Origin of the sequence: Mycobacterium novum (assembly GCF_010726505.1) — a bacterium.
Lineage (GTDB): Bacteria > Actinomycetota > Actinomycetes > Mycobacteriales > Mycobacteriaceae > Mycobacterium > Mycobacterium algericum.
Genome location: NZ_AP022562.1, coordinates 4322962 through 4341167, shown reverse-complemented (window position 1 = coordinate 4341167; position 18206 = coordinate 4322962). Strand labels below are relative to the sequence as shown.

Genomic DNA, 18206 nt, shown 5'->3' with positions numbered 1-18206 from the left:
CCTTTCGGTGGTAGGTGATCGCTGCGCGGCACGCCGGACGGCGCGGGTCATCCCGCGATCAGTCGATGCAGTTCGGTCAGCCACGGTACCGCCAGCGCGATCGTCGGTACCGTCAGCACCCCGGCCGCGGCGGAGTAAGCGGCCGCGGCCAGCGTGCGACTGTTGCCGCGTCCGGACAGCCGCTGTACCCGCAACACCGTGCTGGCACCGCCGGCGGCCAGCGCGCCGGCGGGGATGGTCGCTGAAGCGCAGGTCACCAGGGCGCGGGCCAGGGGAGGGGCGCCGGCGACCCGAACGGCAGCGTCGTCGGCCAGCAGTTCGACCAGCAACCGCACCGCGTCCAAGGCGCTGGCGCTGCGCACCAACCGGGGAAACGCGGAGTGCACCGCGGTGAACGCCTCCAGCACCAGATCGTGCCGGGCGCGCAGGTGGGCGCGCTCATGGCAGAGCAGCGCCGCCAGTTCGGTATCGCTGAGCGCCTGCAGGGCGCCCGAACTGAGCACCACCCGGCTGCGCACCCCGGGCAGGCAGTAGGCCAGTGGCTGCATCACCTGCAGAATCCGAAGGCCGCTGGTGCGTACCGCCGGAGCGCCGTCAGAGACGCCGACCAGGTCGACGAGCATGCGGTGACGGGCCCGGCGCTGCCGGGTGCCGATCGCGACTCGCAGCACGGTCACCGTCAGTCGCAGGCCGACGAGCAGCGTCACGGCCGACACCGCGGTGTAGAACGTCCACAGCGGCCAGCCCAGCCGGTCGAGAGAGCCCAGGATCGTCGAGGTGGGTCGACCGTCGGGGCCCGGCATCAGCAGCCGGCTCGACGTGGCGACACCCGCGCTGAACGCCGACAGTACGGCGGCTATGGCGATGGCCTGCCAGAGCACCACCGCGGCCCGCGGGGCGCGCAACGGCCAGTCGGCGCGCGCGAGCAGGGCGGGCACCGGCCCCACGAGCAGCAGCGCCAGGAGGGTGAAGGCCAGCGCGGACACGCTGCCAGTCTCCCTCAGGACGTGTGTCGGCCGCCAGCGGGCGGGCCGACGTGATGTTTGGCTTCCAACTTGTCGAGTGCGCGGCGCAGCGCCTCGGCTTCGTCCACGCCGACGCGCTCCACGAAATGCACCAGGGCGGCCCGGCGGTCACCGGAGTCGGCGGCCTGGTCGAGGGCCTCGACCATCAGCCCGGCGACCAGCTCGTCACGGCCGCGGACCGGGGTGTAGCGGTGGGCGCGGTCATCCCGGATCTGCGACACCAGATTCTTCTTGGCCAGCCGCTGCAGCACCGTCATCACCGTGGTGTAGGCCAGGTCGCGCTGCGCGGACAGCGCTTCGTGGACCTGGCGCACCGTCTGGGCCTCCGGTGCGGACCAGAGGTGGTCCATCACCGCTCGTTCCAAATCGCCTAGGTGGGTCTGCTTCGCCATGTCGTAATCAACTCCCTGCGGAATGGAGCAAGCCTACCCTCAATTACTACCGGCTGTCGTACCGGCGGCTGTGGGTCTACTGGGCTGCGCGGCGGGCCGCCGGCCGCGACGACCGCGTTCGGCGCACCGCAGCCGGTCGTGTAGAACCGTGGCATGGCTGCCAGCGGTTCCCCGACCATCCCCGTCGCGCCGTTCGACCGTGAGATCGGCCTGGTCTTCACCGACATCGGCCCCGACGGTGCCCGCGCCACGCTGGAGTTGCAGCCCAAGCTGAGCCAGCCCGCCGGGCTGGTGCACGGCGGGGTGTACTGCTCGATCGTCGAGAGTGTGGCAAGCGTTTCCGGTCACGCCTGGCTGAACGCGGGCGGCGGCGACGCCGGCGGCACGGTGGTGGGGGTCAACAACAACACCGATTTCCTGCGAGGGGTGTCGTCGGGGACGGTGTTCGCCGCGGCCACCCCGATACATCGTGGCCGCCGCCAACAACTGTGGCTGGTGACCATCACCGATTCCGACGACAAGGTGCTCGCGCGCGGGCAGGTCAGGCTGCAGAACCTGCCCAGCTGAGTTGATGGCGGTGAGCCGCTGCTAACTGACCGCGCGTTCGGCGCCGCGCTGCGCCTCGGCCGCCAGCACCTCGAGTTGTTCCAAGCGGGTGCGGGCGAAGGCCTGCTGCTCGGTGATGGTGAGCTGGCCGCGGCGGGTGCTCAGGAACGTCACGTTCCACGACAGCAGCGTGCTGACCTTGTTCTTGAACCCGACCAGATAGATCAGGTGCAGGCCCAGCCAGGCCAGCCAGGCCAGAAAACCGCTGAACTCCAGCGGGCCGATCTTGGTGACCGCGGAGAACCTCGACACCGTGGCCATCGAGCCCTTGTCCAAGTACTGGAACGGCTCGCGGTCAGCCGGGTCGGCGCCGCCGAGCTCGGCCTTGATGGTGCTGGCGGCGTGCTTGGCGCCCTGGATGGCGCCCTGCGCCATGCCGGGCACGCCGTCGACGGCCGCCATGTCCCCGACGACGAAGACGTTGGGGTGCCCCGGCACCGACAGGTCCGGCAGCACCTTGACCCGGCCGGCGCGGTCGAGTTCCACCGCGGACTGCTCGGCGAGATCGCGGCCCAGCGGACTGGCGGAGACGCCGGCCGACCACACCTTGCACTGCGATTCGATGCGCCGGATGGTGCCGTCGGAGTCCTTGACGGTCAAGCCGTTGCGGTCGACGTCGGTGACCATGGCGCCGAGCTGGATCTCCACACCCATCTTCTGCAGCCGCTCGGCTGCCTTGAGGCCCAGCTTCTCGCCCATCGGCGGCAGCACCGCCGGGGCGGCGTCGAGCAGGATCACCCGTGCCTTCGTCGAGTCGATGTTGCGGAAAGCGCCCTTGAGCGTGTAGTTGGCCAGTTCGGCGATCTGCCCGGCCATTTCGACACCGGTCGGGCCCGCGCCGACCACCGTGAACGTGAGCAGTTTCTCCCGCCGGGCCTGGTCTCGGGACCGTTCGGCCTGCTCGAAGGCGCTCAGGATGCGGCCCCGGAGTTCCAGGGCGTCATCGATGGTCTTCATGCCGGGGGCGAACTCGGCGAACTGGTCGTTGCCGAAGTAGGACTGGCCGGCGCCGGCCGCGATGATCAGGCTGTCGAACGGGGTGTCGTAGGTGTGGCCGAGCACCTCCGAGGTGACGTACTTTCCGGCGAGGTCGATGTGGGTGACGTCGCCGAGCAGCACCTGGGCGTTGCGCTGCTTGCGCAGCACCACGCGGGTCGACGGCGCGATCTCCCCTTCGGAGAGGATTCCGGTCGCAACCTGGTAGAGCAGCGGCTGGAACAGGTGGTGGGTGGTGCGAGCGATCAACTTGACGTCGACGTCGGCTCGCTTGAGTTTCTTGGCCGCGGTCAGCCCGCCGAATCCGGAGCCGATGATGACGACCTGGTGGCGTCGGCGCTGCGGCGCAGTGACTTCAGGCTGGGCGCTCATGGGAATACGGTTGCTCCTCGACGGCGACTGCGTTCACAAATACGCTAGTCGACCCACTTGGCGGTCACCGAATTCGATCGTTGTGGGATTAGCCACTCCGGTGTGACATCAGCCGAAATGGGCCAGCGCTCCGTGGCTGACGTGCAGGGTCTGGCCGGTGATGTGCCGGGCGGCCGGTGTGGTCAAGAACACCGCCAGGCGGGCGATCTCGGTGTCCGCCCCGGCCGGGGCACTGGTGAGCCCGTCGTAGCCCGGGCGCGCGCCGGCGCCGGCGGCGACCACGTTGACGGTGATGCCGCGGGTGCCGAACACCGTGGCTTGCCCGGCGGTCCAGTTCGACAGTGCGGCCTTGACGGCCGCATCGGCGCCGCCGTCGAGCGGGTTCTCCGGCATCACCGAAACGATCGAGCCGCCGGAACGCAGGTGATCGCCCACGGTCGCGACCGTCAGCACCGCCGAGAGCACGGTGGCGTCGAGGGCGCCGCGCCATGCCGCGGCCTGGTCGGCCAGCGAGTAGGCGCGCGGGTCACCGCCCAGCCAGCGCGGCGCGGGGACATTGACGATGGTGTCGAGGTGGTGGGGGAACAGGCCGCGGGCCGCCAGCAGGCTCGCCGGATCCGTGTTGTCGCAGACGACGGCGTTGGCGTCGAGTTCCTTGGCGGCGATTTCGAGCTCGGGACCTCGCATCCCTGCGATCGTCACCTTGTGGCCGGCTTCGCTGAAGCCTTCTGCAACGGTGCGACCCAATTCGGTGTCACCACCGGTGACCAGCACATCCATCGGTAGGACCTCCTCGTGTTCGCAGCTATGTTACTGGACAGTAGCCGGTTTGCGGGCGCGGGGCGCAACTCGGCACAGACACGATCCGGCTACGGTCCGGATTAGGCGCGCTTCGCCGTGCTGGCGATCGCCGGTGTTGGTGTCGGCGACCCGTCCCCCGCAAGCGGGAGGTGCCCCCAGCGCCCGGCTTCGCCGCGCTTGCGGTCCCCGATAGGCTTGTTGGCCATGTGGCGAACCCGGGTGGTCTCCGGCGCGGTGGCGATCATGCTGGCAGCGGGTTCGACGGGACTGACCGGCTGTAGTTCCGGCCCGGCGATGCCATCGATCACGGTGTTCGCTGCGGCGTCGCTGAAGGCGGCGTTCACCGAGATCGCCGAGCAGTTCAAGACCGACCACCCCGGCGTGGCAGTGGAGTTCAACTTCGCCGGATCCTCGGATCTGGCCACCCAGCTGACCGAGGGTGCCCGCGCCGACGTCTTCGCATCGGCCAACACCGCCCAGATGGACAAGGTCGCCCGGGCCGGCCTGCTGGACGGTGAGCCGGTGCCGTTCGCCAGCAACACACTGGTGATCGTCACCGCGCCCGGCAACCCGCACGCGGTACGCTCCTTCGCCGATCTGGCCGGCCCCGACCTGGCCGTGGTGGTGTGTCAACCGCCGGTGCCATGCGGAGCGGCGACCGGCAAGGTCGAAGACCTCACCGGGGTCCGGCTGAATCCGGTCAGTGAGGAGCCCGACGTCACCGACGTACTCAACAAGGTCACCACCGGCCAGGCCGACGCCGGGGTCGTCTACCGCACCGACGCCATCCACGCCGGCGACAAGGTGGCCACCGTCGAATTCCCCGAGGCGGCGGGTGCGATCAACACTTACCCGGTCGCGCTGCTCAAAGACGTGGCGCAAGCCGCACCGGCCCGCGCATTCGTCGAGTTGGTCACCGGTGCAGCGGGGCAGAAGATCCTGCACGCCGCCGGCTTCGGTGAGCCCTGATCTGTGCACCGGCCCAATGACCTGCCGAACTGGGTCTATGTGCCCGCCGCGATCGGCGCCACATTCGTGGTGCTGCCGTTGGTGGCGATCGCGGTCAGGGTCGACTGGCCGCACTTCTGGTCGTTGATCACCAGTCCGTCGTCGATGACCGCGCTGGGGTTGAGCCTGAAAACGGCCGCGGTCAGTACCGCGCTCTGCGTCGTGCTGGGCGTACCGATGGCGTTGGTCCTGGCGCGCGGTCAGTCGCGGGTGGTGCGGCTGTTACGGCCCCTCACGTTGCTGCCGCTGGTGCTGCCGCCGGTGGTGGGCGGTATCGCGCTGCTGTACGCGTTCGGGCGGCTCGGGCTGCTGGGCCGCTACCTGGAGGCGGCCGGAATCCACATCGCGTTCACCACAGCCGCGGTGGTGCTGGCGCAGACGTTCGTGTCGCTGCCGTTCCTGGTGATCGCGCTGGAGGGCGCGGCTCGCACCGCCGGCGCCGACTACGAGGTGGTGGCCGCCAGTCTGGGAGCCCGGCCGAGCACGGTGTGGTGGCGGGTGACGCTGCCGCTGCTGACACCGGGCCTGATCTCGGGGGCGGTGCTGGCCTTCGCGCGGTCACTGGGGGAGTTCGGGGCGACGTTGACCTTCGCCGGCTCCCGCGAGGGCGTGACCAGAACGCTGCCGCTGGCCATCTATCTGCAGCGGGTGACCGACGCCGACGCCGCCGCGGCGATGTCGCTGCTGCTGGTGGCGGTGGCGGCGGTAGTGGTGCTGGGACTGGGAGCCCGACGGCTGGCCGGCATCGGGTGAAGCGCGTGGCGGACGGGCTGACGCTGCACGCGGTGGTGGCCGAGCGCGGCCTGGACGTGCATATGACGGTCGCGCCGGGTGAGGTGCTCGCGGTGCTCGGGCCCAACGGCGCCGGCAAATCCACCCTGCTGCACGTGATCGCCGGCCTGCTGCGGCCCGACCCGGGCCTGGTGCGCGTCGGCGATCGAGTGCTGACCGACGCAGCGGCCGGGGTGCACATCGCCACCTGCGACCGCCGCATCGGCCTGCTGATGCAGGATCCACTGCTGTTCCCGCACCTGAGCGTGGCGGCCAACGTGGCGTTCGGACCGCACAGTGGTCACCGTCGGTGGCGCCTTAGTCGGCGGCAGCCGCGCACCCGGGCGTTGGCGGCGCCGTGGTTGCGCGCCGTCGGCGCCGAAGAGCTGGCCGACCGCAAGCCGCGCCGGCTTTCCGGCGGCCAAGCGCAGCGGGTCGCGATCGCCCGCGCCCTGGCCGCCGAACCCGACGTGCTGCTGCTCGACGAGCCGTTGGCCGGGCTGGATGTGGCTGCGGCCGAAGCGGTGCGCACCGTGCTGCGTGAGGTTATCGTCACCACCCGCCGCACCACGGTGCTGGTCACCCACGACCTGCTCGACGTGTTCGCGTTGGCCGATCGGGTACTGGTGCTCGAGTCGGGCCGGGTTGCCGAAATCGGTGGCACCGCAGAGGTTTTGGCCGCGCCTCGCAGCCGGTTCGGGGCGCGCATCGCCGGTTTCAACCTGGTGGCCGGGGTGATCGAAAGCGACGGTGTGTTACGCACCCGGTGGGGCGACCGGTGGCACGGAATCGCCGACGACGGCCCGGGCGTCGGCCGGCCGGCCGTCGCGGTGTGTACACCCCGGGCGGTTGCGGTGTATCGGGAGCCGCCGGCGCACGGCAGCCCGCGCAACCTCGTCGCGGTGACCGTCGCCGAACTGGACGCACGGGGCAGCGCGATCCAGGTACGCGGTGTCGACCAGCCGGACGGCGCACCCGGACTGGCCGCCGATATCACCGCCGAGGCCGCCGGCGAGTTGCGGCTCGCGCCGGGCGAGCCGGTCTGGTTCGGTGTCAAGGCGCAGGAGGTGACCTTGCGCGCGACACACCCCGGCATGGCGTAACTTGCGTAGCGGTCGGGACGCGGTAGGTTTTTCTGCCATGAAGCAGGTGGACCTGACCTCAACCGCTCACAGGGGCATTCGGGCGGTGGCTGCGACGACGTGGGCCACCGCGATCGCCGGTGCGCTGGCATTCGCCATGGCGTCGCCGGCCTACGCGGACCCACCGCCGCCACCACCGCCGGCGCCGCCTGCCACGGCCGATGCGCCACCGGCCGACGCGCCGCCCCCCGCCGACGCGAACCCACCGGCGCCGGTCGCCGAACCGGGCGCACCCGAGGCGGGCCGGGTCGACGACGTGGCCGGCGGATTCAGCTACGTGCTGCCCGGCGGCTGGGTGCAGTCCGACACCAGCCACCTGGAATACGGATCCTCGCTGCTGAGCAAGCAGACCGGAGAGCCGATGCTGCCTGGGCAGCCCGCACCGGTGGCCAACGACACCAGGATCGTGCTCGGCAAGCTGGATCAGCGGCTCTACGCCAGCGCCGAGACCGACAACGCCAAGGCCGCCACCCGGCTCGGATCCGACATGGGCGAATTCTTCATGCCCTACCCCGGGACCCGCGCCAACCAGGAAAGCACCCAGCTGGCGGGCGGCGGCCTGACCGGCAGCGCGTCCTACTACGAGGTCAAGTTCACCGACCCGGCAAAACCGGTCGGCCAGATCTGGAGCGGCGTCATCGGTGTGCCGCCGGCCGACGGCGGCACCGGCGCCCAGACTGAGCGGTGGTTCGTGGTGTGGTTGGGAACCGCCAACAACCCGGTGGACCGGGAGGCGGCCAAAGCGCTGACGGAGTCCATCCGCCCGCTGGCCGCCGCCCCGGCCCCGGTCGAGCCGGCACCCGCTCCGGCGCCCGGCATCCCGGGTATACCGGCGCCTGCCCCCGCGCCGGCTCCCGCACCGGCGCCTGCTCCTGCTCCGGCACCTGCTCCGGCCCCGGAACCCGCCCCGGCGCCGCCGGCACCGGCGCCCGCGCCCTGACGCAGCGGCTGGCGTAGTTTGCCGCGCCGCGGTGTGAAAACCGCTAGCCTGGCGCTATGACTGCGCAAACATATGTGCTGGCGGCAACGGAATTCCTCGCCGAACGCTCGACGACGCTGACCAGCGTCGGCTGGATCGGCTACATCATCATCGGTGCTATCGCCGGTTGGCTGGCCGGCAAGATCGTCGGCGGCGGCGGCCGCGGAATTCTGATGAACATCGTGATCGGTGTCATCGGCGCGTTGATCGGTGGTTTCCTGCTGAGCTTCTTCCTCGACACGGCCGGCGGTGGCTGGTGGTTCACGCTGTTCACCGCGACCTTGGGGTCGGTCGTGCTGCTATGGCTGCTGGGATTGGTGCGCAGAGGCTGACCCGACCTCCGGTCGCTGCGCGCACAATGTCGTCATGGGTGCGCAGTCTCCCGGGGTGACCATGACCGCCTGGCGGGTGGATCGTCCCGGTCCCATCGCCGGCGGTCCATTGCACCGGGTCAGCACAGCGGTGCCCCGGCCGCAGCCCTCGGAGTTGCTGGTCGCGGTGCGCGCTTGCGGGGTGTGCCGCACCGACCTGCACGTCACCGAAGGTGACCTACCGGTGCACCGCGCCGGGGTCACCCCCGGCCACGAGGTGGTCGGCGAGGTCGTCGAGGTGGGCGCTGAGGCCGGCGGGGGCTTCGCCGTGGGGGATCGGGTCGGAATCGCCTGGCTTCGGCACACCTGCGGAAGCTGCCGCTACTGTCGCCGGGGCGATGAGAACCTGTGTCCGCGGTCGCGCTACACCGGCTGGGACGACGACGGCGGGTATGCCGAATTCGCGACTGTCCCAGCCGCGTTCGCCCATCACCTGCCCGGCGGCTACAGCGACAGCGAGTTAGCGCCGCTGCTGTGCGCCGGCATCATCGGCTACCGCTCGTTGCAACTGGCCGACCTGCCGCCCGGCGGCCGGCTGGGAATCTACGGGTTCGGCGGCAGTGCGCACATCACCGCGCAGGTCGCGTTGGCCCGCGGCGCCGAGGTGCACGTCATGACCCGCGATCCGCAGGCGCGGGAGCTGGCGCTGCAGCTGGGGGCGGCCTCGGTCCAGGGGGCGGCCGACCCGCCGCCGGTGCGGTTGGACTCGGCCATCCTGTTCGCGCCGGTCGGCGAGCTGGTGCCGCCCGCCTGCCAGGCCCTGGATCGCGGTGGCACGTGCGCGATCGCTGGAATCCATCTGAGCGATATCCCGTCGCTGAACTACCAGCGCGACCTGTTCTACGAACGCCGGATCCGGTCGGTGACGTCGAACACCCGCGCTGACGCCCGCGAGTTCCTCGAGTTCGCCGCGGCGCACCACATCACTGTGACGACGCCGGAGTACTCGCTGGGCGACGCCGACCGGGCACTGGCGGACCTTGCCGCGGACCGGATCGCCGGTGCGGCCGTGCTGGTGGTGTGAACCGCTGTGTTGATGCGGCGGTCCCAGCTTCGGCTCTCCTTCGTCGAGCCTTGCTGAACCGCTGTGTTGATGCGGCGGTCCCAGCTTCGGCTCACGCCGACAGTTGCCAGACCAGGGCGGCAGCGAGGGCACCCACCCCGTTGAGCGACCAGTGCAGGGCGATCGGAGCGATGAGGCTGCCGCTGCGGCGGCGCAGCCAGCTGAACACGAAACCGGCCGCCCCGGTGGCCAGCACCGCCAGCGTCACGCCGGCCACCATGCCCAGGAACCCGCCGCCGAACAGCCGGGTGAATCCGACATTGCTGCTGGTCAGTCCGAGCGATGTCGCTACATGCCACAACCCGAACAGCAGCGAGCCCGCCGCGGCGACCCCGCGGAAACCCCAGGCCCGGTGCAGTGCGCCGTGCAGCGCGCCGCGGAACGCCAGCTCCTCGGGGATGACGGTCTGCAGCGGGATGACCAGCATCGAGGCCACCACCGCGCCGGACAGGGTGGCGTAGTGGTTGTTCAAGAACATCGGCCTGGTCCAGGGCAGTAAGGCGCCGACGGCGATCACCGACACCACGACCAGTACCGCCGCGGCGGCGTAGCCGACCCCGGACTTCCAGTGGGCGCGGCCCAGACCGAGCTCCGCCCAGCTCAGACCATTGCAGCGGACCAGGGCCACCAGACCGACGGCGACTGCGGGCACCGTGGCCACCGCAGCCCAGGGCGTGGTGAAATGCGCGACCAGGTTGGCCATCACCAAGACCACCACGACGACGGCGACGTCGACGAAGGCGCGGAACTGGTTCAGCGCCGCGAGTTGTGACACCAACGGATGCCGCCCCCCGGACGCCGCGAAATCGTGGCAAGGCATTGGTCGGATTCTACGCGCGCTCGGAAGTTGACGCAGTCCCGTCATTACGCGCGGGGCTCAAGAAAGCTCAGCGGGGCCCGTGGGTCGTGCACAGCACCCGCGCCGGGTCTCCGGTCGCGGTCTGTCGGCTGACGACCTTCCCGTTGACGCTGACCGTGCAGCTCAGCGTGCCGGGGCCGGCACTCTGGGCGCTCACAGAGTACGACGCGGGAGTGGTCATGTTGGTCATCCGGCCGGTCAGCTCGATCGACCAGGGCAACGGGGCGTTGGTGGCGTGGGACTGACCGCTCTGGGTCTGGTAGGTGATGTAGCCGGCGACGCCGGTTCCGGTCAGGTCATAGCGGACCGGCACCAAGGTGAGGTCCGGGGTCGCGCCGGCCGGGGTGACCCCGGCGACGGTCGCCGAGGCGACGAGCACGCCGAACAGCAGCATTGTCGCCTTGCGGGGCGTCCGGACCGGTGACGGGTGAACAGTCATGGCCGTCACCTTATCCCGCCGTCGGCTCCGGACACGTCCGTTCGCCACGTCCAGTCGGTGATCCGGGGATCGTCCTCACCGTGCTCGCGGGTGTAGAGCCGGGCGGCCAGCCGGGCGTCGGCCATCTGCTGGCGCAGCAGCGCGCTGCGCTCGGCCAAACCCGGCACCCGGTCGATGACGTCCATCACCAGATGGAAGCGATCCAGGTCGTTGAGCATCACCATGTCGAACGGCGTGGTGGTGGTCCCGCGCTCGCGGTATCCGCGCACGTGGAGCTGGTCGTGGTTGGTGCGCCGATAGGTCAGCCGGTGGATCAGCCAAGCATAGCCGTGGTAGGCGAAGATCACCGGCTTGTCGCGGGTGAACAGGGCGTCGAACTCGCTGTCGGGCAACCCGTGGGGATGCTCGGTGGCAGGCTGCAGCCGCATGATGTCCACCACGTTGACCACCCGCACGGCAAGGCCGGGCAGCTCCCGACGCAGGATGTCCGCGGCGGCCAGCGTTTCGAGGGTGGGGACATCGCCGGCGCAGGCCAGCACCACGTCCGGCTCACCGGTGGCGGTGCCGGCCCAGTCCCAGATGCCCAGTCCCCGGGTGCAGTGCGCCACTGCCTCGGGCATGTCCAGGTAGGCCAGTGCCGGCTGCTTGCCGGCGACGATCACGTTCACGTAGTTGCGGCTGCGCAGGCAGTGGTCGGCCACCGACAGCAGGGTGTTGGCGTCCGGCGGCAGGTAGACCCGCACCACCTCGGGGCGTTTGTTGGCCACCAGGTCGATGAAGCCCGGGTCCTGATGCGACGCGCCGTTGTGGTCCTGGCGCCAGACATGGGAGGTCAGCAGGTAATTGAGTGAGGCGATCGGCCGACGCCACGGCAGCTCGCGGCTGACGGCAAGCCACTTGGCGTGCTGGTTGAACATCGAGTCGACGATGTGCACGAACGCCTCATAGCAGTTGAACAGCCCATGCCGGCCGGTCAGCAGATAGCCCTCCAACCAGCCCTGGCACAGGTGTTCGGAGAGCACTTCGAGCACCCGGCCGTCGGGGGCCATGTGGTCATCGCCGGGTGCGGTCTCCGACAGCCAGACCCGGTCGGTCGTCTCGAACACCGCCGAAAGGCGATTCGAGGCGGTTTCGTCGGGGCCCAGCAAACGGAACCGATCGCGGTTGCGGTCGATGACGTCGCGCAGGAACGTTCCCAGCACCCGGGTGGCCTCGTGGGTCTCGGTGGCCGGCCGGGACACCGGCACGGCGTAGTCCCGGAAGTCGGGCAGGTCCAGGTCGCGCAGCAGCAAGCCGCCGTTCGCGTGCGGGTTGGCGCTCATCCGGCGGTTCCCGCGCGGCGCCAGTGCGGCCAGCTCCGGCCGCAGCCGGCCCGCTTCATCGAAGAGCTCCGTCGGCCGGTAACCGCGCAACCATTCTTCCAGCTGCCTGCGGTGCTCGGGATCGGTGCGGGTCGCAGCGAGCGGCACCTGATGCGACCGCCAGGTGCCCTCCACCTGCTGACCGTCCACTTTTGCCGGCCCGGTCCAGCCTTTAGGGGTGCGCAGCACGATCATCGGCCACACCGGCCGCATGGTCGAGCCGTCGGCGCGCGCGGCGCGGCGGATCGCCGCGATGTCGTCGAACGCGTCGTCGAGCGCGGCCGCCAGCGACCGGTGCACGACGGCCGGATCGTCGCCGGCCACGGTGATGGGGCGGTAGCCGTAACCACGCAGCAGCGCCTCCAACTCCGAATGCGGGATCCGGGCCAGCAGCGTCGGATTGGCGATCTTGTAGCCGTTGAGATGCAGGATGGGCAGTACCGCGCCATCCACGGCGGGGTTGAGGAACTTGTTCGAATGCCAGCTGGCGGCCAGTGGCCCGGTCTCGGCCTCGCCGTCGCCGATCACACAGGCCACCACCAGTTCGGGATTGTCGAAGGCCGCGCCGAAGGCATGCACCAGCGCGTAGCCCAGCTCGCCGCCCTCATGGATGGAGCCCGGCGTCTCGGCGGCCACGTGGCTGGGTATGCCACCGGGAAACGAGAACTGGCGGAACAGTTTCCGCAGTCCGTCGCGGTTCTCCTCGATGCCGGTGTACACCTGGCTGTAGGTGCCCTCCAGGTAGGCGTTGGCGACCAGTGCCGGCCCGCCGTGGCCGGGCCCGGTGACGAAGATGACGTCGGCGTCCCGCTCACGGATGACCCGATTCAGGTGGACGTAAAGCAGGTTCAGGCCCGGGGTGGTGCCCCAGTGCCCCAACAGCCGCGGTTTGACGTGCTCGGCGGCCAGCGGTTCGGTCAGCAGCGGGTTGTCCAACAGATAGATCTGGCCCACCGACAGGTAATTGGCGGCCCGCCAGTAGGCGTCGATGCGTGCCAGGTCGTCGTCGGGGAGTGTCGCGGATGCCGGCGCCGTGGTCTCTGCACTCATCTCTGCGATTGTCCGCGCCGAAGCGGACCCGCGGCAACCGTTCATTACCCTGGCCACGTGCTGCTGGAATCGGTTCGCGTTCTGGATCTGGCCGGTGGTGACGCCGACGCGGTCACCCGGTTGCTCGCCGACCTGGGGGCCGATGTGCTCAAGGTGGAGCCTCCGGGCGGCAGTCCGGCACGCACCGCCGCCCCACTGCTGGGCGGCGTGAGCATCCCGTTCGCGTTGCACAACGCCAACAAGCGAAGTGTCATCCTGGATCCGGCCGACGAACGGGACCGCCGCCGGTTCCAGGAGTTGGCGCGAACCGCCGACATCGTCGTGGACGGCGGCCCGCGCGGGCACACCGCCGACCTCGGGGCCTCGCGGTTCGGGACCTCGTGCGGTGAACTGGCCGACCGCTACGGCCACCTGGTGACGATGTCGGTCACCGACTTCGGCACGAGCGGGCCGCGTTCGCACTGGCAGGCCACCGACGCGGTGCTCTACGCCCTTTCCGGGGCGCTGTCGCGATCAGGGCCGACCAGCGGAACCCCGGTGCTGCCGCCGGACGGGATCGCCTCGGCGACCGCGGCGGTGCAGGCCGGCTGGGCGGTGCTGGTGGCCTACTACAACCGGTTGCGTTGCGGCGTCGGCGATTACATCGACTTCGCCCGCTTCGATGCGGTGGTCACGGTGCTCGATCCGATCTTCGGTTCCCAGGGCCAGGTGGCCGCGGCCCGCCGCGGGGCGGGCCGCTGGCGTGGCCGGCCCCGCAACCAGGACGCTTACCCGATCTATCCGTGCCGGGACGGCTACGTGCGGCTGTGCGTGATGTCGCCACGGCAGTGGCGCGGGCTGCGCGCGTGGCTGGGGGAGCCGGCCGCTTACGCCGACCCCAGATTCGACGTGATCGGTGAGCGATTCGCGGCCTGGCCACAGATCAGCGTGCTGGTTCGTGAGCTGTTCGCCGAGCGGGACATGGCCGATCTGGTCACCGCCGGGCAGGCCCGCGGCGTGCCGATCGCCGCGGTGGGCGAACCGGCGCAGGTGCTGGCCGGTGAACATTTCGCGGCGGCGCGGGCCGCAACCCACGCCGAACTGGCCCCGGGCCGCACCGCGCTGATCCCGACCGGCTACTACGTGGTCGACGATCACCGGGCCGGCTTCCGCAGCCCGGCACCGGCCCTCGGCGGCCCGAACACCGGCTGGCGAGCCCGCCCGCCGGTCGGGCCGGCATCCGGCGGCGTGAGCGGAGCCCGGCCGTTCGACGGCGTCCGGATCGTCGACCTGGGGGTCATCGTGGCCGGCGGGGAAGCCAGTCGGCTCTTCGGCGACCTGGGCGCCGAGGTCATCAAGGTGGAGAGCGCGGCCTACCCCGACGGCCTGCGGCAGACTCGCCCCGGATCGGCGATGAGCGAATCGTTCGCCTGGACGCACCGCAACAACTTGGGGTTCGGCCTGGACCTGCGCAACCCGGCCGGCAAGGAGATCTTCGGCCGCCTGGTCGGCGGCGCTGACGCGGTGTTCGCCAACTTCAAGCCGGGAACACTTGCCGCCCTGGGATTTTCCTACGACACCCTGCGCGGTATCAATCCGCGGGTGGTGCTCGCCGAGAGCAGTGCGTTCGGCCAGACCGGGCCGTGGAGTGACCGGATGGGCTATGGCCCGCTGGTGCGTGCCACCACCGGGGTGACCGCATTGTGGACCGCTCCGCCGGGCCCGGAGGGCAGCCAGCGCGCGGCAGCGACCGGACGCCACCCGTTCTACGACGCCACCACCGTCTTCCCCGACCACGTGGTCGCGCGGGTCACCGCCATCGGGGCGCTGGCAGCGCTGATAGCCGGCCGGCGAACCGGCGCCGGAGCCCACGTCCATGTCTCGCAGGCCGAGGCCGCCGTCAATCAACTCGACACCGGCTACGTGGCACGGGCCGCGGGACCGTCGATAGTGCCGGACACCGGACTGGACCTGGTCTGCCGGTGTTCCGGCGTCGACGAGTGGTGCGTGGTCTCGATTCGCACCGATGACGATTGGCGCCGTGTGGCAGCGGCATTCGGCGACGCGGCGTTGGCCGCCGACCCGCGCTTCGGCACCGGTGAGCAACGCAGCGCCCACCGTGCCGAACTCGTCGACCAGCTGAGCCGGCACACCGGTGAGTGCACTCCGGCCAGTGTCGGCGAGCTGCTGCAGGCGGCCGGGGTGGCGGCCGGGCCGATGAACCGGCCACCCGACATCGCCGAGGATCCCCAGCTGAGCCACCGCGCGGTGTTCGCCGACATGACTCATCCGCTCATCGAGCACCCGCTGCCGGCTGAAACCGGTCCGGCACCGTTCCGCAATATTCCGCAGGCGGCGCAACGGCCGGCCCCGCTGCCCGGCCAGGACACCCGTGCCCTTTGCCACACGCTGCTCGGGCTCGACGGGGACGACATCGAGCGGTTGATCGCCGACGGCGTGCTGTTTGCCGCGGACTAACCCGATTCGACGGTTCCGCTGCGCTTCCGCAACGCCTGCTGGGTCACTCACCCATCGAACGGGGTTCGGCATAGTGGTGCGCGAACACATCGGCCGGAACCGGCCATTGGTCGCCGTGATCGCCCTTGACCACCCAGTCCCCGTCGGCAGCTACGGTGGGGCCCTCCAGGGTCTGGATTGTCTCTCCCGGCTGGGCTATTCGCGCGAGCACCGTTCCGCGCCGTTGCCATTGCGATCCGCTGACATGGCGGTAGCCCGCCCGGAAGATGTCGTCGCGCACCGACCAGCTCTTGCCGTCCTCTTCGACCAACCAGTCGCCGGGGCCGGCCTGCATCGTCGCTCCGGACGGGGAGGTCCAGGTCCAGGGCCCGACTCGCTGCTCGGCGCGGACAGTCCCGACCCTGTCGAATGACTGCCATACCGGACGGGACCGGTAGCCGAGCTGGCGAAGACTCCACAGCGTGTTCGCCACGCTCAGCAGGACGCCGTCGAGCAGCGCAGGATCGGCTTCGATGACAGACCAGTCGACCAGCTTGTCGTGGATCCGGTGCCGATCGTCTCGGTTCGGGCCATATCGCCAACCGTTGCGGTGGTAGTAGTGGCACCAGTCTTCGTGTTCGCTACGGGCCATCGCGATGGCTGAATCGTGGTCGAAGCCGAGCTGAGCGAGTTGTTCCAGCGGCGGCAAACCGGCCATGTCTCGCTCCGCCAGCGGGGCCGGTGCGCTGCCCCAGGTGTCCCAAGTGTGGTCGGCGACCTGCTCGACCATCCACAAGGCATTGCGGACCTGGCGCCGGTTCGACCGGCGGTAGAACTCGTCGAGTTCGTCCCACGGCAACCGCGAGGGCAGCGGTTGCGCCTGCGGACCGATCCTGGCGAGGTAGCGCCCGTGGATGAGGCGGGCGGCCCGCTCCCAGGCGTCGGATGCTTGCCCGTCGGACATCTGCAGCATCAACCGGAAAGTACGGAGCCGGCCCACGATCGGTATCGGCTTGTCACTGACCCGGCTGTCGGGATCCCAGCTGTAGACCGGCATCGTGGTGAAGCGGGCCGCCAACCGGCTTCCGGTGGTGGCCGGGCCACGGGGACCACGTGACCAGTCGTCGACGAATATGGCGGCACTGGTCGCCGCGTCGCCGGCATCGATCAGCTGGGTCAGCGTCGGCACCGTCGGTGCGCTGGACACCACGTCGATGTCCGGACCGGTCGCGATGAGTCCTATTTGCGCGCGGTGGAATTCGTGATCCCGCTGGTATTCAGCGGCGTCCTCGCCGACCAGTATCAGGGCCGGCAACGCCGACTCGGACGGGGCGCTGTAGTAGTCGTGCTCCAATTTCCGGCGGGTCAGGTCGGCGCAGAGCGCTAGCGTCAACTGCGAAGTACCGCACACGAATACCCGCTGAATAGTCTTGGCTGCGACGATATTGTCGAGCAGCCAGCGGGCGGTCACTTCGTACTTTCCGATGATGTCGACGGCCCATCGCGCGTCAGCCCCGCCGAACTGCTGGGCGCGCCAGGCCTCGGCCTGCCACGGATCGTCGACCCGGAGCACCAGGGGTAGTCGTCGCGGCTGGCGGCGTGAATCGGCGAGCGCCTGGCTGATCGTGTCCAGCCACAGCCGGTTGTTGGAGGCGTCACTCGACAACAGGTACAAGCTCGCGAGATTGCGCCACAGCGACAGCGATTCCAGCGAGGCCGGGTTGTTGAGGTCTACCGAAAGCACTCGGGCCCCCAGGGCCCGCGCGCCGTATAGGCCGCGTTCGTCGGCGGCGTCGAACATGACGACGAGCGTGTCGCGCCGGCCCAGCGTCTGCGCGATGCCGCCGATCATCGCCCCGGAGTCGTCATCGACGCCGATCACCGCGGTGACAGCGGAGGCGTGATTGGCCTGCCATCGATCCACCTGGGATCGGAACAGGGCGAGCGCGACACCGGAGAGTCCGGTGAAAATGGCGCCGAGTGCCGCCAGTCGTGCTACCACCAGGGCGGTCGGCGTGGTGGTAGGGCAGACCTGCCCACTCATCGAGAGGTCTGTCATGCCGCCTTTGATCAGTACCGCCGTCCAGATCAGCGGCTGGAAGAAGCTCGGATGAGTGTCGTCGTGGCATTCCCAGAACGAGGTCAGACCCAGTAGCGCGCCCACGGTGGCAAGACCGGCGACTATCGCGGCCGGGACGCTTCCCGATCGCGTGTCGCCGTGGCCGCGAAAACTCAGCACACAGAGCGTGACCAGGACGGTCACGGTGATGGCGACCGACGGCAACGATCCGGGGCGGCCGAACCAGCCCAACCACGCCGGTAACCCGCCGGCGGCGTCCGGCCACCGGGCAAGTACGCACAGCCAGGCGATCAGGGTGACGGCCACGGCCGACAGGGCCAGATGGGCGGCACGGCGAGACGTGACGAGGGAACGCATTCGCGTGGCCGCACGGGCGCCTGTGCACTGATCCGGACTCGGGCTCACTGTTCTGTCCTGTTGGTATTGCGGCATGGAGTTTACTCGGTATGCTTCTT

At 70.0% G+C, this 18206-nt stretch carries 16 protein-coding genes and 1 pseudogene; 9 read left to right on the top strand and 8 right to left on the bottom strand.

Annotation, left to right across the window (positions count from 1 at the left end; genetic code table 11):
- Positions 1-47: 47 nt before the first annotated feature.
- Together G6N19_RS20460 and G6N19_RS20455 are read right to left on the bottom strand one after the other, a co-directional pair.
- Positions 48-986 carry a M56 family metallopeptidase gene (locus G6N19_RS20460; protein ID WP_013828872.1) on the bottom strand — a complete coding sequence of 313 codons (939 nt, stop codon included), beginning with the start codon at positions 984-986 and terminating at the stop codon, positions 48-50.
- A 14-nt stretch (positions 987-1000) separates the two neighbouring features.
- On the bottom strand, positions 1001-1417 hold the full coding sequence (locus G6N19_RS20455; protein WP_013828873.1) for a BlaI/MecI/CopY family transcriptional regulator: 417 nt from the start codon (positions 1415-1417) through the stop codon (positions 1001-1003).
- Positions 1418-1570: 153 nt separating this feature from the next.
- Between G6N19_RS20455 and G6N19_RS20450 the strand changes: the two genes are divergently transcribed.
- Positions 1571-1984 (top strand): PaaI family thioesterase, encoded by a 414-nt coding sequence (locus tag G6N19_RS20450; RefSeq protein WP_013828874.1) that lies wholly within the window; start codon positions 1571-1573, stop codon positions 1982-1984.
- Positions 1985-2005: 21 nt separating this feature from the next.
- On the opposite strand, the gene G6N19_RS20445 is transcribed toward G6N19_RS20450, so the two are convergent.
- A complete protein-coding gene (locus tag G6N19_RS20445) occupies positions 2006-3391 on the bottom strand; it encodes an NAD(P)/FAD-dependent oxidoreductase (RefSeq protein WP_013828875.1) in 1386 nt (461 codons plus the stop codon).
- 108 nt (positions 3392-3499) lie between these two features.
- Positions 3500-4171, bottom strand: a complete 672-nt coding sequence (locus G6N19_RS20440; RefSeq protein ID WP_013828876.1) for an SDR family oxidoreductase — start codon at positions 4169-4171, stop codon at positions 3500-3502.
- A gap of 225 nt (positions 4172-4396) precedes the next feature.
- Here G6N19_RS20440 and modA point away from each other — a divergent pair, with 225 nt between their 5' ends.
- The 7 genes and pseudogenes from modA (at position 4397) to G6N19_RS20410 (ending at position 9487) form a co-directional block, all read left to right on the top strand.
- Positions 4397-5161: a molybdate ABC transporter substrate-binding protein gene (modA, locus tag G6N19_RS20435; protein ID WP_013828877.1), complete on the top strand. Its 765-nt coding sequence runs from the start codon at positions 4397-4399 to the stop codon at positions 5159-5161.
- Between the two features lie 3 nt (positions 5162-5164).
- A complete protein-coding gene (locus tag G6N19_RS20430; protein ID WP_013828878.1) occupies positions 5165-5953 on the top strand; it encodes an ABC transporter permease in 789 nt (262 codons plus the stop codon).
- Between the two features lie 62 nt (positions 5954-6015).
- Positions 6016-6408 (top strand): annotated as a pseudogene (locus G6N19_RS21895) (ATP-binding cassette domain-containing protein); the annotation flags it as partial.
- 33 nt (positions 6409-6441) lie between these two features.
- Positions 6442-7074, top strand: coding sequence for a TOBE domain-containing protein (locus tag G6N19_RS21890; protein ID WP_456320077.1), 633 nt, complete (start codon positions 6442-6444; stop codon positions 7072-7074).
- Between the two features lie 37 nt (positions 7075-7111).
- Positions 7112-8053 (top strand): alanine and proline-rich secreted protein Apa, encoded by a 942-nt coding sequence (locus G6N19_RS20420; protein ID WP_013828880.1) that lies wholly within the window; start codon positions 7112-7114, stop codon positions 8051-8053.
- A gap of 56 nt (positions 8054-8109) precedes the next feature.
- Positions 8110-8424 (top strand): GlsB/YeaQ/YmgE family stress response membrane protein, encoded by a 315-nt coding sequence (locus G6N19_RS20415; protein WP_041317829.1) that lies wholly within the window; start codon positions 8110-8112, stop codon positions 8422-8424.
- Between the two features lie 34 nt (positions 8425-8458).
- Positions 8459-9487 carry a zinc-binding alcohol dehydrogenase family protein gene (locus G6N19_RS20410; RefSeq protein ID WP_041317832.1) on the top strand — a complete coding sequence of 343 codons (1029 nt, stop codon included), beginning with the start codon at positions 8459-8461 and terminating at the stop codon, positions 9485-9487.
- Between the two features lie 91 nt (positions 9488-9578).
- Here the strand turns inward: G6N19_RS20410 and G6N19_RS20405 are convergent, their stop codons facing one another.
- The 3 genes from G6N19_RS20405 to G6N19_RS20395 all read right to left on the bottom strand — a co-directional run bounded on the left by G6N19_RS20405 (position 9579) and on the right by G6N19_RS20395 (position 13235).
- Positions 9579-10346 carry a CPBP family intramembrane glutamic endopeptidase gene (locus G6N19_RS20405; protein WP_041317835.1) on the bottom strand — a complete coding sequence of 256 codons (768 nt, stop codon included), beginning with the start codon at positions 10344-10346 and terminating at the stop codon, positions 9579-9581.
- A 67-nt stretch (positions 10347-10413) separates the two neighbouring features.
- On the bottom strand, positions 10414-10824 hold the full coding sequence (locus G6N19_RS20400; RefSeq protein ID WP_158019465.1) for an MmpS family transport accessory protein: 411 nt from the start codon (positions 10822-10824) through the stop codon (positions 10414-10416).
- A gap of 5 nt (positions 10825-10829) precedes the next feature.
- Positions 10830-13235, bottom strand: a complete 2406-nt coding sequence (locus G6N19_RS20395; protein ID WP_013828885.1) for a phosphoketolase family protein — start codon at positions 13233-13235, stop codon at positions 10830-10832.
- Positions 13236-13292: 57 nt separating this feature from the next.
- On the opposite strand from G6N19_RS20395, the gene G6N19_RS20390 reads away from it, so the two are divergent.
- Positions 13293-15692 carry a CaiB/BaiF CoA-transferase family protein gene (locus G6N19_RS20390; RefSeq protein WP_193465520.1) on the top strand — a complete coding sequence of 800 codons (2400 nt, stop codon included), beginning with the start codon at positions 13293-13295 and terminating at the stop codon, positions 15690-15692.
- Positions 15693-15735: 43 nt separating this feature from the next.
- Here G6N19_RS20390 and G6N19_RS20385 read toward each other — a convergent pair whose 3' ends face one another.
- Entirely contained in the window at positions 15736-18108 is a 2373-nt protein-coding gene (locus G6N19_RS20385; RefSeq protein ID WP_193465519.1) for a hypothetical protein, read from the bottom strand.
- Positions 18109-18206 lie beyond the last annotated feature (98 nt).